The organism is Vibrio sp. 397, assembly GCF_033339395.1.
In the GTDB taxonomy this organism is placed as follows: domain Bacteria; phylum Pseudomonadota; class Gammaproteobacteria; order Enterobacterales; family Vibrionaceae; genus Vibrio; species Vibrio alginolyticus.
This window is the reverse complement of the sequence record NZ_JAWOUN010000006.1, coordinates 24856-38971: the sequence shown is the minus strand read 5'-3', so window position 1 is coordinate 38971 and position 14116 is coordinate 24856. Positions and strand designations below refer to the sequence as shown.

Annotated in this window: 11 protein-coding genes; all 11 read left to right on the top strand. The window is 41.9% G+C overall.

Going from position 1 to position 14116, the window contains the following annotated elements; translation table 11 throughout:
* The first annotated feature begins 73 nt into the window (after window positions 1–73).
* From tagH to tssC (R7P36_RS11405), 11 genes are read left to right on the top strand one after another with little or no spacing between them, the layout of a single operon-like run.
* A complete protein-coding gene (tagH, locus tag R7P36_RS11455; protein ID WP_054578971.1) occupies window positions 74–1267 on the top strand; it encodes a type VI secretion system-associated FHA domain protein TagH in 1194 nt (397 codons plus the stop codon).
* 11 nt (window positions 1268–1278) lie between these two features.
* Complete coding sequence (gene tssJ / locus R7P36_RS11450) at window positions 1279–1734, top strand: type VI secretion system lipoprotein TssJ (protein ID WP_005375933.1); 456 nt, start codon at window positions 1279–1281, stop codon at window positions 1732–1734.
* Window positions 1735–1755: 21 nt separating this feature from the next.
* A complete protein-coding gene (gene tssK / locus R7P36_RS11445; protein ID WP_080276943.1) occupies window positions 1756–3081 on the top strand; it encodes a type VI secretion system baseplate subunit TssK in 1326 nt (441 codons plus the stop codon).
* An 11-nt stretch (window positions 3082–3092) separates the two neighbouring features.
* Window positions 3093–4385: a type VI secretion system protein TssL, long form gene (tssL, locus tag R7P36_RS11440; protein ID WP_005375939.1), complete on the top strand. Its 1293-nt coding sequence runs from the start codon at window positions 3093–3095 to the stop codon at window positions 4383–4385.
* 16 nt (window positions 4386–4401) lie between these two features.
* Window positions 4402–7920 carry a type VI secretion system membrane subunit TssM gene (tssM, locus tag R7P36_RS11435; protein WP_213899566.1) on the top strand — a complete coding sequence of 1173 codons (3519 nt, stop codon included), beginning with the start codon at window positions 4402–4404 and terminating at the stop codon, window positions 7918–7920.
* Window positions 7902–8597 (top strand): type VI secretion system-associated protein TagF, encoded by a 696-nt coding sequence (tagF, locus tag R7P36_RS11430; protein ID WP_005387528.1) that lies wholly within the window; start codon window positions 7902–7904, stop codon window positions 8595–8597. Before tssM ends, tagF begins: the two co-directional genes overlap by 19 nt.
* A gap of 9 nt (window positions 8598–8606) precedes the next feature.
* A complete protein-coding gene (locus R7P36_RS11425; protein WP_017820218.1) occupies window positions 8607–9401 on the top strand; it encodes a PP2C family protein-serine/threonine phosphatase in 795 nt (264 codons plus the stop codon).
* A complete protein-coding gene (gene tssA / locus R7P36_RS11420) occupies window positions 9394–10509 on the top strand; it encodes a type VI secretion system protein TssA (RefSeq protein WP_017820217.1) in 1116 nt (371 codons plus the stop codon). The genes R7P36_RS11425 and tssA overlap by 8 nt, the downstream gene beginning before the upstream one ends.
* Window positions 10510–10524: 15 nt before the next feature.
* Window positions 10525–11055 carry a type VI secretion system contractile sheath small subunit gene (gene tssB / locus R7P36_RS11415; RefSeq protein WP_005387524.1) on the top strand — a complete coding sequence of 177 codons (531 nt, stop codon included), beginning with the start codon at window positions 10525–10527 and terminating at the stop codon, window positions 11053–11055.
* Window positions 11055–12548, top strand: a complete 1494-nt coding sequence (tssC, locus tag R7P36_RS11410; RefSeq protein WP_005375950.1) for a type VI secretion system contractile sheath large subunit — start codon at window positions 11055–11057, stop codon at window positions 12546–12548. The genes tssB and tssC (R7P36_RS11410) overlap by 1 nt, the downstream gene beginning before the upstream one ends.
* 52 nt (window positions 12549–12600) lie before the next feature.
* The gene (gene tssC / locus R7P36_RS11405) at window positions 12601–14112 is read left to right on the top strand and encodes a type VI secretion system contractile sheath large subunit (RefSeq protein WP_064369227.1); all 1512 of its coding nucleotides are present in this window, start codon (window positions 12601–12603) and stop codon (window positions 14110–14112) included.
* Window positions 14113–14116 lie beyond the last annotated feature (4 nt).

The window sequence follows — 14116 nt, the reverse complement described above, 5'->3', positions numbered from 1 at the left end:
TCTTACTGTTAATAAGAAAGTAGTTAATAATAAAATTAAAAATAATATCTAGCAGGTCTTTGGCGAGGTTTACATGAAGTTGGTTTTAACCATAACAAGTTTTCACAAATTTACTCCAGAGATTGAGAGTGAGTTCGTGTTTGAATCAAGTGATGAACATGCCAAGGTTACATTTGGTAGGTCTGAACAATGTGATTGGACACTACCAGATCCTGAAAGAGTGGTATCCGGAACCCACGGAGAACTGATTAAGTTTGGTGACAAATACTTGATAAAAGACCTCTCAACTAATGGTACTTTTGTAAATAATGCTGTAACTCCTGTGGGTCAAGGAAATGAAATAGCACTAAGCGATGACGATATGGTTAGCTTAGGGGATTATCAAATTTCAGTTTCTATTCAAACAGATACAGATGTAGTCAGTCTTGAGACAAGTAAAAGTCTTTCTAGCGCACCCCCTGAAGTAGTCTCAAGTCCATCGGAAGCAGAATTTGTTGACCTAGGCCTTAGTGCTAGTGAACTCTTAAACGAAAGTGTTCCTTCTGATTTTCAGCTAGATATTGGTTTAGTCGATGATTTTATTGATATCCCAAAGCCCGAAAAACAGAGCACCGTATCTGAAACTTTACCGAAAGTTAACCGACAATCAGAACACCTATCGACTCCCAACTTTGATACCAATGGGGGTGAACTTGCGGCTTTTGTTAGAGGGGTGGGTATAGATCCAATGATGATTCCCAGCGATAACCGAGAGGAATGGTTCGAACAACTGGGGGAGTCATTTTCTTTGATGCTAGTTGGTTTAATGGAAACACTGCATAACAGAGCAGTGTTTAAACAAACAAATCGACTTAGTCATACCGCATTTCGTAAGTCAGAAAATAACCCTTTAAAGTTTTCTGCAAACTTAGAAGATGCGATTCATAACTTATATAACCGTCAAACCGCTAGCTTCTTAAAGCCAAATGCAGCCATTAAAGAAGCATTTAATGACATCGAAAGTCATGAGCAAGCCTTAATGAAAGGTGTTGAAGGTACGGTTTCGAGTGTTATGTCACTTGTTGAACCTACTTCTATATACTCAGATGCTTTAGCGAAAGACACGGTTATTAATAAGGTTATTCCAGCTAGGAAATATGCTCAAAGTTGGAAGAGGTTTGAGGATATTCATGAAAAGCTATCCGATGATATTATCAATAAAGAGTCTCCGTTCTATTTAGAAGACTTCGCTAAGCACTATGAATTAGCATTAAAAAACAAAGGCTAGGAATTAGGGTGATGAAAAAGTTTTACCAATATATTTTGTTATTAATTTCAATAGCTTTATTTGGGTGCTCAGCAGCGAACCTAGTTGTTGATCCATACTCAGATTTAGAAATAGCAGCAAGTCATAACATTAATCCTGATTCAAACGGCAGGCCTTCTCCTGTAGTGGTGTATGTATTTGAATTAACGTCAAATACCATTTTCGAAAGCCAGGACTTTTTTTCTATTTATGAAGAAAGTGAAAAAGTCTTAGGACCTGATTTAGTGAATAAATATGAAGTTTCATTAACTCCAGGTCAGAAAGAAACATATCAAGCAAGTATGTCTCCAAAGACAGAATATTTAGGCATTGTCGTAGCGTTTCGAGATATTGAAAACTCAAATTGGCGACAAGTCATTAAAGTGGATAAGACCGGTTACAACACATATCAAGTATTGTTAGAAGATCTGTCTTTGGTCGTTAAATAACGTTTAGTTGGCTAATTATAAATGACGCAATACTCCAAGACGGCTTGGTGCGAAGGAATGTTTTTACGTCCCCAGCACTTCCAACAACAAGAACGCGCAACCTCTCAAGAATTCAAGGGCTTACATCAGTTAGGTGGGGCTTACAATTGGGGAGTTTGGAAATGTCGAGTAAAAAAACACGCGCTAAAAGATGGTCTTATTGAACTTGAGCATCTTGAAGCTGTTTTGCCAGATATGACGTTGGTTAATACGTTAATATCCAACGATTCAGTTTCGCCTCTACTTATTGATAAAAACACTGAAAATACGTTAGTAAAAATAACTCTCCCTCTTTCAAGTGTTACAGGTAAAAACGTTTCGGATGTAAGCGAATCGATCGTCTCTCGTTATGTACTTCAAGATATCGACGTGATAGATAACCTTACAGGACAAGATGAAGAAACCATCCAAGTTGCAGCCCTTAACCTAGAGTTGAAAGCGAGTAATGACAAATTAGCGGGTTATGTGGAGTTACCTATCTTAAGGATCAAAGAGGTAACTCCTGAAGGGGAAGTTATACTAGACGATGAGTACGTTCCTCCGCTTATCAACCTCCTTAGCGACAAAGTTATGTCAGCTTATCTACGTAACGTTATCGCGATGACAAAGATGCGTGCTGACGTTATTGCACAGCGCTTGATTAAGGGTAAATCTGCATCGGCATCTGCTGTTGATTTCATCATGCTCCAAATGCTGAACCGATATGAGGCGAAGTTAAAGCATTTCAGTGAGTTAGATAGGTTACATCCACTGGAATTAGCGACGACACTTAAAGGTTACATTGGTGAGTTAGCCACTTTTTCTAATAAAACTAAAAGAGTCCCAAGTTTGCTTGCGTATGATCACTTAGATGTATCAAGTGTCTATAGCGAGTTGAATCAGATACTCAGTCAGTACCTCAGTGTTGTCCTTGACCAAACTGCGACCAAACTTCCGTTGGAGCCTCGCCAATACGGTATTCAAGTGACGCCGCTTCCAGATAAACGCTTGCTTGAGTCATGCCAATTTGTGCTAGCAATTAAAGCAGACACCACAACAGATGAAATAAGACGCCTGGTCCCAGCGCAACTCAAGTTTGGCCCGGCAGAACAGATTCGCGATCTAATTAATAATCAGATCAACGGTATAAACGTAGTGCCGTTGAGTGTCGTCCCGAGACAGATTCCTTACCAAACGGGCTATGTTTATTTCGAAGTTGTCAAGAAAGGGCCATTTTGGATGAGGCTAAAAGATAGTGGCGGTATTGCGCTTCACCTATCAGGGCATTTTCCGAATGCTGAACTTGAGCTTTGGAGTATTAATCAATAGGCGCGCTCTGTATGGAACAAACGATAGTAAAACCAACACCGGGTGGAAGAGCACCCGCATCGAAACCACAATCAGAAAAGTCTGTGGATAATACCGTAGTTATCTCAAAAAGTCCTGAATTGGTGAACAATGATTCAGTGGTCGCTTATGGGAATAACTCTCTACTAGCAGAGGCGAATGGCCTGTTATCTATTATCGGTCAAATTCGCTCGACAGCGACTCATTCCGATCCGTTGTTTCTAAAAGAGACATTGGCACAAAAGCTTAGAGATTATGAGAACCGATTACGTCAGCATGACGTTGATTTGGATACCATTGATACAGCTCGTTATTGTTTATGCTGTTCACTAGATGAAGTTGTCCTTAACACCAATTGGGGTGGGAATTCATTCTGGAGTCACGATTCATTACTTAGCTCCTTCTATGCTAGCAGTCAAGGTGGGGAAGCGTTCTTTAAGCATCTTGATAAGTGCATGGCGAAACCAGATGTGAACTTAGATTTGCTTGAACTAATGTATGTGTGCTTATCTCTCGGGTTTCTGGGTCAATACCGTTTAGAAAAAAATGGACTGGAATCGCACCGGAAATTGAGAAGACAGGTTATTGCTACTCTTAAGACTTATGGGAGAGGAGTCCCTCAGGAACTAAGCAATAGTATCGACCAACACATTTTGAATGGCTCAAAGGCTTCTGATAGAGCTCCTCTTTGGGTTGTATGTTCTGTAACGGCGGCACTATTGGTCTGCATATATATGTATTTTAGTTATGAGCTAAATAAGGCATCCAATCGCACCTTTTCTCAATTAGTCAATTTGATTCAACCGCAACAACTTAACCAAGATGCAACGTCAGAATCAAAATCAGCGCCAATTGCAGAAAAGATTTCAATGTATCTAGCAACTGAGATCGGTAAGGGGCTAATCAATGTTGAGCCGCTGCAAGACAGGGTAAGAATTTCGTTAAAGTCTCAAGATCTATTTGAATCAGGTAGTGCTGATGTTGTCGCTTACATCCAACCCGTTATTTCTAAGCTTGCGAGAACATTGGAGTCGACCCAAGGCAAGATCATTGTTACTGGTCACACCGACGATAGGCCTATTTTCACGAGTAAATATCCCTCGAACTGGCACCTATCATTAGCTCGAGCCACTGCTATGTCTGAACAACTGATCTCGAATAGTGCATTAGAAGGGCGAGTGATACCCGAGGGATTGGGGGATGCAAGACCATTAGTTGAAAACAGTAGTGATGAAAACCGAGCTATTAACCGCCGGATTGAAATCGACCTTCTTGTCGCGAATTAATAATAGGTAGATAGAGATGCGTATTAAAGAAATTGGCAGAATATTTACTCAAAGATGGTTTCTCGGTCTTATAGGTGTCACTGCTTGTTCTATTTTCATTTGGGTTGTTGGTCCACTTATTGCGATAGCGGGATATGAGCCCCTAAAGAGTGACTTTCAACGGCTAGTCACTATTCTAGTGTTGGTGTTGCTTTGGGCGATATTTAACGTTACCAAGCAGCATAAGCAAAAGGTGAAAGAAGACGAAAGTATTCAAACGTTGCTTGAGGTTGATAGCCTATCAGATAAAGAAGCGGCAAGTGAAATTGACTTAATGCGCGAGCGTATTGAGCAAGCTGTCAAAGTAGTGACGAAAACACACAAAGGCAAGAGAAGCTTGTATGACTTACCGTGGTATGTGTTGATTGGCCCTCCTGGAACGGGGAAAACAACCGTATTAAAGCAGTCGGGGTTAGAGTTTCCATTAGGAGACAGCCTTGGCTCTGACTCTATTGCCGGTGTAGGTGGCACTCGCCACTGTGATTGGTGGTTTGCAAATAAAGCAGTTCTTATAGATACGGCTGGCCGGTATACGACACAAGACAGTCAAGAAAAGGTCGACTCTAAAGCGTGGCATGGTTTCTTAGGATTGTTGAAAAAGTATAGAACGCAAAGACCAATTAATGGTGCGATTGTTACGATAAGTTTAGCCAGCGTGATGTCTCAGACTCGAACCGAGCGAAGTCTTCATGCTCGAGCAATTAAGTCGAGACTTCAAGAACTGAAAAACCAGTTAGGCATGCAGTTTCCGATTTACGTATTGCTCACCAAAATGGATTTAGTTGCCGGTTTCAATGAGTTTTTTGCCGATTTAAGTAAGGAAGAGCGAGAGGAATTATTTGGTTTCATGTTCCCTCGTGAAGTGGATGATGAAAGAGGCGTTATTTCTCTATTCAACAAAGAATTTCATGGCATGTTGGAGCGCCTTGATGCCCGTATGCTTAGAATACTTGAAACAGAGGACGATTTAGATAAACGCGCGCTTATCTTTGAATTTCCAAAGCAATTAAGAGTGCTACAAGCTAATCTTGACGAGTTTTTAGCTGAAATTTTTGCACAAAACAGTTTTGAAGAGCCTGCCTTGATTCGTGGTGTGTTTATGTTGAGTTCGGTTCAAGAAGGCTTACCAGTCGATAAGCTGATGAATGAATCAACCAATGGACTTGGGTTAAATCGTTTAGCTCTAGCAAAGAGTCAGACTGGTTCTCATAGTTATTTCGTAAAGAATCTTTTTGACAAGGTTATTTTCAAAGAGCAACTGTTAGGAACAGTTAATCGTCACTATCAAAAGCAGTCAGGTTGGATGCGTCGAGGTGTTTACATTGGATGTACAACGCTACTGCTAGGAGCTTCTGCGCTTTGGTTTATGAGTTATAAGTGGAACTCACAGTTAATTGTCGATACCAATGAACAAGCGAGCCATATTGATGCAATGATTGGCGCTCAAAGTTTAGATTTTGAAGCGGATATTGTTTCAGCTGTAGAAACATTAGATAGGTTGATGACGCTTCCTCTCGGAAAGCAAAGCGACTACGGTGATGCCGACTCTGTAAAGAGGTTTGGTCTCTATCAAGGAGACAAAGTGTCTCAGGCGGCAAACAATGCATATTCTGATGCTTTGACCCAATATTACGCCCCTCTGCTTCTTGATAGCTTGGTGTCAGAAATGGAGAGCAATCAACAGCATCGTGAGTATTTGTACGAAACGTTAAAAACGTATTTGATGTTATTCAATCCAGACAAATATCAACAAGATGAAGTGTTGGCTTGGTTTAACTTTTATTTCGAACGTCAATATCCGGGTGAGCTAAACGCAGACTTAAGAAGACGTTTGCTACAGCACACTCAATATTTATTAGGCAACGATGGACAAGGCTTTACTTACAACACTGCTGCCGTGACGAGTGCTCGAGAAGTGTTGACTCAAATGTCTCTACCTGAACGTGCTTATCAGCGAATGAAAATACAATTTTCTAAGAGTCATGTACCTTCATTTCGCTTGACTGATGTATTGGGACCTAAAGGGCTTGAGCAGTTCGAGCGAGCTAGTGGAAAACCGCTATCACAAGGCATTTCGGGTTTCTACACGTACAATGGTTTTCATAGCATTTTTCAGATTCAGATCAACCGTACAGTAAAAAGCCTAATGGAAGAGAACTGGGTTTATGGTGACGATCTTAAGGCTCATGAAATTGATCAAGATAGTGCCATCCAAGGCGTTCAGTCTCGATACTATCAAGATTATGTTAATGAATGGAAAACGTTGATCGAAGATATTCAATTGAAGCAGGCTCCGAGCCTAGAACTTGCGACAGAGCAAGCGAGGGTTTTATCTGGAGTTGAAAGACCAATCGAATCTTTGTTGAGAGCAATCCAAAAAGAGGTTGCTCTATCAAAAGTATCATTGTCAGAAAATCAAAAAGCCGCTTCTGAAGTTGCTGGTAAAGTTGCCAAAGTTAAGTTTTCAAATACGGCAGATAGACTAGACATGTATTTACCTGAAGAAAACGGTTTCAATGTTGCTTTGCCAGGTAAAGAAGTCGAATCGCATTTTTCAGAGATCTTACGCCTTGGTGAGCAAGACTTTGATGATATTCAACAAGCAATGGTTAACTTGCGTTCGTATTTAAGTGACTTATCAAGCTCTGGTAACAATCAGAAAATTGCCTACAAAAGTATTTTAGATGGAACCGTTACACAAGATGTCGCAGCTTCCTTTGCTCGTGCTAAAGAACTTTTGCCGAGACCATTTAATCAATGGCTAGGTGAGCTTTCTCAAGAGTCGGTTAAGTTTGCGGAGAGCGGTTCGAAGGATCATCTAAATCAACTTTGGGTAACACAAGTGGTCCGCCCTTATCAGCGGACTATTGCTGGCAGATATCCATTCGAGCCCAACGCGAGCAGAGAAGTTAGATTGAAAGACTTTAAGCGATTCTTTGGTTATGGAGGTACGCTTGACGCATTCTTCCAAGAATACCTCGAACCGTTTGTGGATACTTCGAAAAGTCGTTGGCGATTAGAAAAGGAAATTGGAGTTCGCCCAGAAACACTAATGGTCTTTCAAAGAGCGCAACGTATCAGGCAGTCTTTCTTTGAATCTGATAATTCCTTACGCGTAGAGTTTGGGATGAAGCCTGTTTATCTAGACCAGCACATTACTCGATTTGTCTTAGAGTTGGGTGGACAAGATTTGGTTTATAAGCATGGACCAGCAAGAGCTAAATCGTTGAGTTGGCCTGCCGGTCAAGATCAGACTCGAATTGTGTTCACACCACCTGAATCTAAACGCGAAATTGCGCATACCTATGAAGGTGAGTGGGGCATATTCAAGCTTTTGGATCAATCACTTAAAGCAAGGCCAGAATCGCGTAAAGACAATATAGTTATGATTGATTTAAAGGGAAATAAGGTGCAGCTAGAGCTTATTCCTTCTAGTGCCATTAATCCTTTTTGGTCAAATGAAATGGAGAGGTTCAGATGTCCACGAACCTTATAACATCAGGCTGGGGCTATATCGGTAAAATGCCCGCAAAAGGGGACTTTGTGAAAGATGGTTTATCACAAGATTTCTCGGAGCGTTGGCATGATTGGCAACAGGCGGTTATTGCAGTCAGCAGGGAACAACTGGGTGAAAGCTGGAATGAGCACTTTTTAACGGCTCCTGTGTGGCACTTTGCTTTGGATATTAGCTATTTAGAAGACTCAACCTACATTGGTAGCATGATTCCTAGTGTTGATGCATGCGGTAGATACTTTTTCTTTACTATAGCTCGTGCCGTAAAAGGTGAAGCTGCGCAATATTGGGGTGACAGAGCTTGGACAGAGGACAGTGCCGCTCTTGCTCTTTCAGTACTTGAGGACGACTTTGTCTTTGATGTTTGGCATAAGAGTACTCAAGAAAAAAATGACCTCGTTGCGAATGTAACAAGTGAAGTGAGGCCTCTAGAGTTTCTTTATCAAAGCCAAATATCTACAGTTTTTCATGATCACGGCAATACTGATCAAAATACGCTTTTGAATTACCTCATTAAAGAAAAATTGAGTAAACCATGTTTTTGGTGGACTGAAGGTTCAACGAAGGTTGAACCATGCATGTTCATTACTAGTGGATTTCCTTCAATTGGTCAGTTTTCAGCCATGCTTGATGGCGGCTGGAAAAAGTGGAATTGGTAGGATAGAAGAATGAATTGGAACTATTTTACCTTTGCTAAATCGCACGCAGGAAAAGTACGCCCTTATAACGAGGATGCTCTGTTGGATATGACAGAGCAGCATATTTGGGTGGTTGCCGATGGAATGGGTGGACACAGTGCTGGCGATATAGCAAGCCAGATGCTAGTGGATAGAGTCGCGCGCCACATGCAGGATGTCTCCAATACTAATATCGATGATATCCGAAGAGTGGTTCAAGAAGCGAACTTAGAAATTTACCAATACGCACAAAATCACTTAGACGGTAAAACGATGGGAACAACACTTGTTTTGTTGTTTATTCAGGATGGGTATTACCACTGCCTTTGGGTGGGGGATAGCCGAATTTACCAGCTTAGAAGTGGTAATTTTGTCCAAAAAACACGTGATCATAGTCAAGTCATGGACTTAGTGGATCAGGGCTTATTGGCATTTGAAGATGCCGAATCTCACCCTCTTGCAAATGTTATTACCAGAGCTGTTGGGGTCGACGAAAGTGTCACTATTGATCAAGTTTCAGGGCAGTTGGCTGACGGCGATCAGTTTCTACTCTGTAGCGATGGACTCTCTAAGGAACTTACGAGTGATGAAATTCATCGGACATTGTATGCAGACTCAGTCAACCAAGCTGGATTAGCGCTCATGCATTCGGCTTTGGTTCGGGGCGCAAGTGATAACGTAACTTGTGCTTTGATCAAAGTTCGCCAAGCGCAAACGGAGTGCGAAACAGTAGCTAGAGAAGACGCGACAATACCTGTCTTTCTAAGAGGGAGAGCTTATGAGTAATGAAATGTTTGATTGGTATGAACAAGCGTTGGCTCCTATATCTCAAGAAAATCCTACAGGTGTTGATCCTAGAGAGGATGTATCACCACAGTCTGCTTACTATCGGTTGAAAGATCAGCGTATGGCCGCCCGCAACGCTGAACGTAATGCTCTTATAGAAGAAGAAAGTATCTATACCCACAGTAATTTATGGCGAGTATTTATTGAAGATGTCCCAGAAATACTCACGAATCAGTCTAAAGATTTGGAATTTGTTGCCTGGCTTATAGAAGCCCTAACTCGATTGTATGGTTTTCGTGGTATGGGCGTTGGCTACAAACTCGCAACCAGTTTAATTGAGAACTTTTGGGATGATCTGTACCCAATGCCTGATGAAGATGGTATTGAGACAAGAATATCGGCGATTATTGGCCTCAATGGTATCGATAGTGAAGGAACACTTATTTTTCCAATTGCTTGTATACCATTGACTGACTTAGGCGTGGAGCAAGCTTATGCCTATTGGGAATATCAGCAAGCTATAGAGCTTGAGCGCTTAGACGAAGATAAGCGCCGAAATCGAGTCGAGCTTGGGGCTGTTGAGCTATCTGAAATTATAACTACGGTTAAGTCGACTTCTGATACGTTTTATCGAGAATTAATCACGGATTTGGAGTTCGCTACGGAATCATTTAATGAATTCAGTCAGCGATTAGATGAAGCGGTCGGTGATGTGACTCCTAGTTCTTATATATCAAAAAGACTTGAATCAATACACTCGGCATTAAGGCACCTTCTTGGAGATCGTTTTAATCAACCACAAGCAGTGATTGAAGAGCTAGAGGATCTTGATGAATCTTCTTCTGAACAACCGTTAAGTTCACAAAGTTGTGATGCATTATTAGCGACAAACATGAAATCACGAGAGCAGGCAATTAGACAATTGCAGCAAGTAGCTGATTTCTTCCGAGAGAGTGAACCTCACTCACCAGTTTCTTACTCCATCGAACAGATCATTCGTTGGTGTGGGATGCCTCTGCCGGAGTTACTGGCGGAACTTATCTCCGACGGGGATGCAAAGAAAAGCTACTTCCGTTTGGTTGGCATAGCAGAACAAAATGAAAATTAATAAAGGGAGAATGGTATGACGAGTATCCACTCGAAACTATCACGAGTACGGAAGCCTCGTGTCCACATTACCTATGATGTTGAAACTGAAGGTACAACTCTTAAGAAAGAACTGCCTTTTGTTGTAGGTGTAATGGGTGATTTCGCTGGTCAAAACACAGAAGCGTTGAAGCCATTAAAAGACCGCCGTTTTATTCAGATCGATCGAGATAACTTTGACGATGTACTCAAAAAAATGAATCCATCGGTGAAGTTTAAAGTTGCGAATAAGCTTGCGAATGACGATTCACAGTTTGAGGTCGATTTAAACTTTAAATCAATGCAAGACTTTGAGCCTGCTGCGATCGTAAATCAAGTTGATCCACTACGCCAATTGATGGAAACGCGTAATAAACTGCGTGATTTGATGACAAAAGTTGACCGCTCAGAAGAGCTTGAAAATATCCTAGAGGATGTTTTGAACAATACGGACAATCTGGCAAGACTTGCAGGCGAGTTAGATCTTGACAAGAAAGCGAAGTCAGACAGTACTGAAGGAGCGGAATAATGACGACTGAAGCTGAAAAACAGTTAGATCCAACAGTTAATGAACAGACAACTTCATTCTTAGATCAAGCTATTGGTGCGACTAAGCAGACCGAAGCTTCTCGTGCTGAGGAGCTGATTAAAACGCTCGCTGAAGAAGCAATGAAAGGGACAGTTACTTGGAACAAAAACCTAACAGTAACTTTTCGTGAAGCGATTAATTTGCTCGATAGGCAGATTTCTGATCAGTTGTCTGAAGTAATGCATCACCCAGAATTACAGAAACTCGAAGGTTCTTGGCGCGGCTTAAATTATCTAGTGATGAATTCAGAGACCAGCTCTACTCTGAAAGTTCGCATGATGAGCATGACCAAGAAAGAGCTACATAAAGACTTGAGCAAAGCTGTTGAGTTTGATCAAAGCCAGATCTTTAAAAAGGTTTACGAGTCTGAGTTTGGTAGTGCTGGTGGTGAACCGTATGGTGCATTGATTGGAGACTATGAGTTTACCAACCACCCAGAAGATATTGAGTCGTTACGCCTAATGTCAAATGTAGCGGCTTCTGGCTTCTCTCCATTCTTGTCCGCGGCTTCACCAGCACTATTCGGCTTTGATGAGTGGACTGAGTTGTCAAAACCACGCGACCTAGATAAGGTATTTGAATCACTAGAATACGCCCAATGGCGTTCGTTCCGCGAGAGTGCCGATTCGCGCTTCGTTAGTCTGACGATGCCAAAAGTCCTTGCTCGTTTGCCATACGGACAAGCTACCGCTCCAGTCGAAGAGTTTGGGTTTGAAGAGTTCGAAGTAGATCCTGTTTCAGGTATTGCTGTTAACGCTGAACATAACGACTACTGTTGGATGAACTCTTCGTATGTTCTTGGTGTTAAGTTAACCGACGCATTTTCAAAATATGGATTTTGTACTGCCATCCGTGGTGCAGAAGGCGGCGGTCGAGTGGATAACTTGCCAACGCATTTCTTCATGAGTGATGATGGCGACCCTGATATGAAGTGCCCAACAGAGATTGGTATTACCGACAGACGTGAGGCGGAGCTTGGTAAGCTTGGTTTCTTACCGCTTTGTCACTACAAAAACACCAACTATGCAGTGTTCTTTGGTGCGCAAACCTGTCAAAAACCAGCGAACCATGAATCCCCTGAAGCAACGGCCAATGCGGCCATTTCTGCCCGCCTACCTTATATGATGGCAACATCTCGTTTTGCGCATTATTTGAAAGTAATGGCTCGAGATAAAATTGGTAGCTTTATGGAAGCAGAAGACGTTGAGTCTTGGCTGAACCGCTGGATCCTAGGTTACGTCAATGCTTCTGAAGGCGGTGGTCAAGAGATCAGAGCGAAATACCCTCTAGCAGACGCTCGTGTTCAGGTTAAGGAAATTCCTGGCGCACCTGGTTCTTACAATGCCGTAGCATGGCTGAAGCCTTGGTTACAAATGGAAGAACTGACCACATCTTTGCGACTTGTGGCAAAGATCCCTCAGTCAGGTGGATAAGAAATGAATTGGCTGGTCGAAAGGCCAGCCATGACCAATCTTTATGTTCTAGATGGAATTAGCAGTGTCACTTAACTTTCGCGACCCTAGCAAGCTAAAACATGAGTTCAGTACCGGAGGCTATGCTGAACTTGATAGCCCGTGGTTGACTCGATTCAATGAATCTTCTGATCTTGTAGCGTCAGCGCGAATTTGGCTAGAAGGTACACGTTCAAGAGATTTGGACAGCTTTCGTCATAGTGTGATGAACACAATTAACCGCATTGATGAGCTATTAGAATCTCAACTAAATGAAATATTACATCATCCTGAGTTTCAACAGCTCGAAAGGGGGTGGGTTGGAGTTAGGTATTTATGTGAACAGGTTGATTCTCGTTCATCGGACTCTGTAAAAGTTAAGGTTTTAACGGCGACATGGAATGAAATCAGTAAAGATGCTTTAAAAGCCATCGAGTTTGACCAATCAGCACTATTTAAGTTGCTCTATCAAAATGAATATGGCATGGCAGGGGGAGAACCCTTTGGTGTGGTGGTTGGAGATTATCAGCTTCGCTGTGATCCTAGTAAAAATTATTTTGATAGAGATCTGTCTGTGTTGAGTAAGATCTCTCAGTCTGCAGCTGCAGCATTCAGCCCATTTATCATGTCTGCATCGCCAGAGATGTTTGGTGTTGATAGTTTCGCTCAACTCTCTGCGATAAGAGATATAGCAGCCCAATTTGAACAGGAAGATTATGCAAAGTGGCGTAGTTTGAGAGATAACGATGACGCTAAATTTATTGGTTTGACTGCACCTAACGTCTTGTTCCGTCAGCCATACAAAAGTGATGGCTCGCGGAATGATAAATTCAATTTTCAAGAACACATCTACGACTCCAACCGAGATTTGCTATGGGGGAGTAGTGCGTACTGTTTTGCTGCCGTATCAATTAGAGCATTTCAGGAACATGGTTGGTTCACGCATATGCGAGGGATTAAACAAGGCGATTACAGTCAGGGCATTATCGTCGCTCCTACAAGGAGCAAGATGCGTGTTAACGGCAAGAATGATCGTGAAAGATGTCCGTTAAACTTGAAAATCTCTGAGAGAAAAGAACAAGAATTGTCTGAGTGCGGTTTTATTTCTATTTCTCCAATACCTGAGACTGATATGGTAGGGATGACCTCGAATGTATCTCTCTACAAGCCCAAACAATACGCAGAAAAGCATATTTCAACGAATGCAAAACTGACATCGATGTTGCAATACACATTGTGTGTATCGCGAGTCGCACATTATCTCAAGGTTATGGGGCGTGACAAAATTGGTGGGTATCAAGATGCAGAAAGCCTAGAGCGTGACTTTCAACGCTGGTTACATCAGTACACTACCGCATCAGATGAAGCGTCTGATGAGCTTCGAGCTAAATATCCCCTAAATGAAGCGAAAATTACAGTTCGAGAGAAAAGAGAAACTCCTGGACATTATTACTCAGTTATCCATTTGCGACCGCATTTTCAACTCGATCAAATGGTATCTAGCATTAAATTAATTACCGAATTATCACCAGAGCACATGGTGTAAGGAA

What these genes read in the sequence shown, in the direction of transcription:
- tssL (WP_005375939.1), top strand. Translation starts at nt 3,093, where the DNA reads ATGGAACAAACGATAGTAAAACCAACACCGGGTGGAAGAGCACCCGCA.
- R7P36_RS11425 (WP_017820218.1), top strand. Translation starts at nt 8,607, where the DNA reads ATGAATTGGAACTATTTTACCTTTGCTAAATCGCACGCAGGAAAAGTA.
- tssK (WP_080276943.1), top strand. Translation starts at nt 1,756, where the DNA reads ATGACGCAATACTCCAAGACGGCTTGGTGCGAAGGAATGTTTTTACGT.
- tssA (WP_017820217.1), top strand. Translation starts at nt 9,394, where the DNA reads ATGAGTAATGAAATGTTTGATTGGTATGAACAAGCGTTGGCTCCTATA.
- tssC (WP_005375950.1), top strand. Translation starts at nt 11,055, where the DNA reads ATGACGACTGAAGCTGAAAAACAGTTAGATCCAACAGTTAATGAACAG.
- tssB (WP_005387524.1), top strand. Translation starts at nt 10,525, where the DNA reads ATGACGAGTATCCACTCGAAACTATCACGAGTACGGAAGCCTCGTGTC.
- tagF (WP_005387528.1), top strand. Translation starts at nt 7,902, where the DNA reads ATGTCCACGAACCTTATAACATCAGGCTGGGGCTATATCGGTAAAATG.
- tssM (WP_213899566.1), top strand. Translation starts at nt 4,402, where the DNA reads ATGCGTATTAAAGAAATTGGCAGAATATTTACTCAAAGATGGTTTCTC.
- tagH (WP_054578971.1), top strand. Translation starts at nt 74, where the DNA reads ATGAAGTTGGTTTTAACCATAACAAGTTTTCACAAATTTACTCCAGAG.
- tssJ (WP_005375933.1), top strand. Translation starts at nt 1,279, where the DNA reads ATGAAAAAGTTTTACCAATATATTTTGTTATTAATTTCAATAGCTTTA.
- tssC (WP_064369227.1), top strand. Translation starts at nt 12,601, where the DNA reads ATGGAATTAGCAGTGTCACTTAACTTTCGCGACCCTAGCAAGCTAAAA.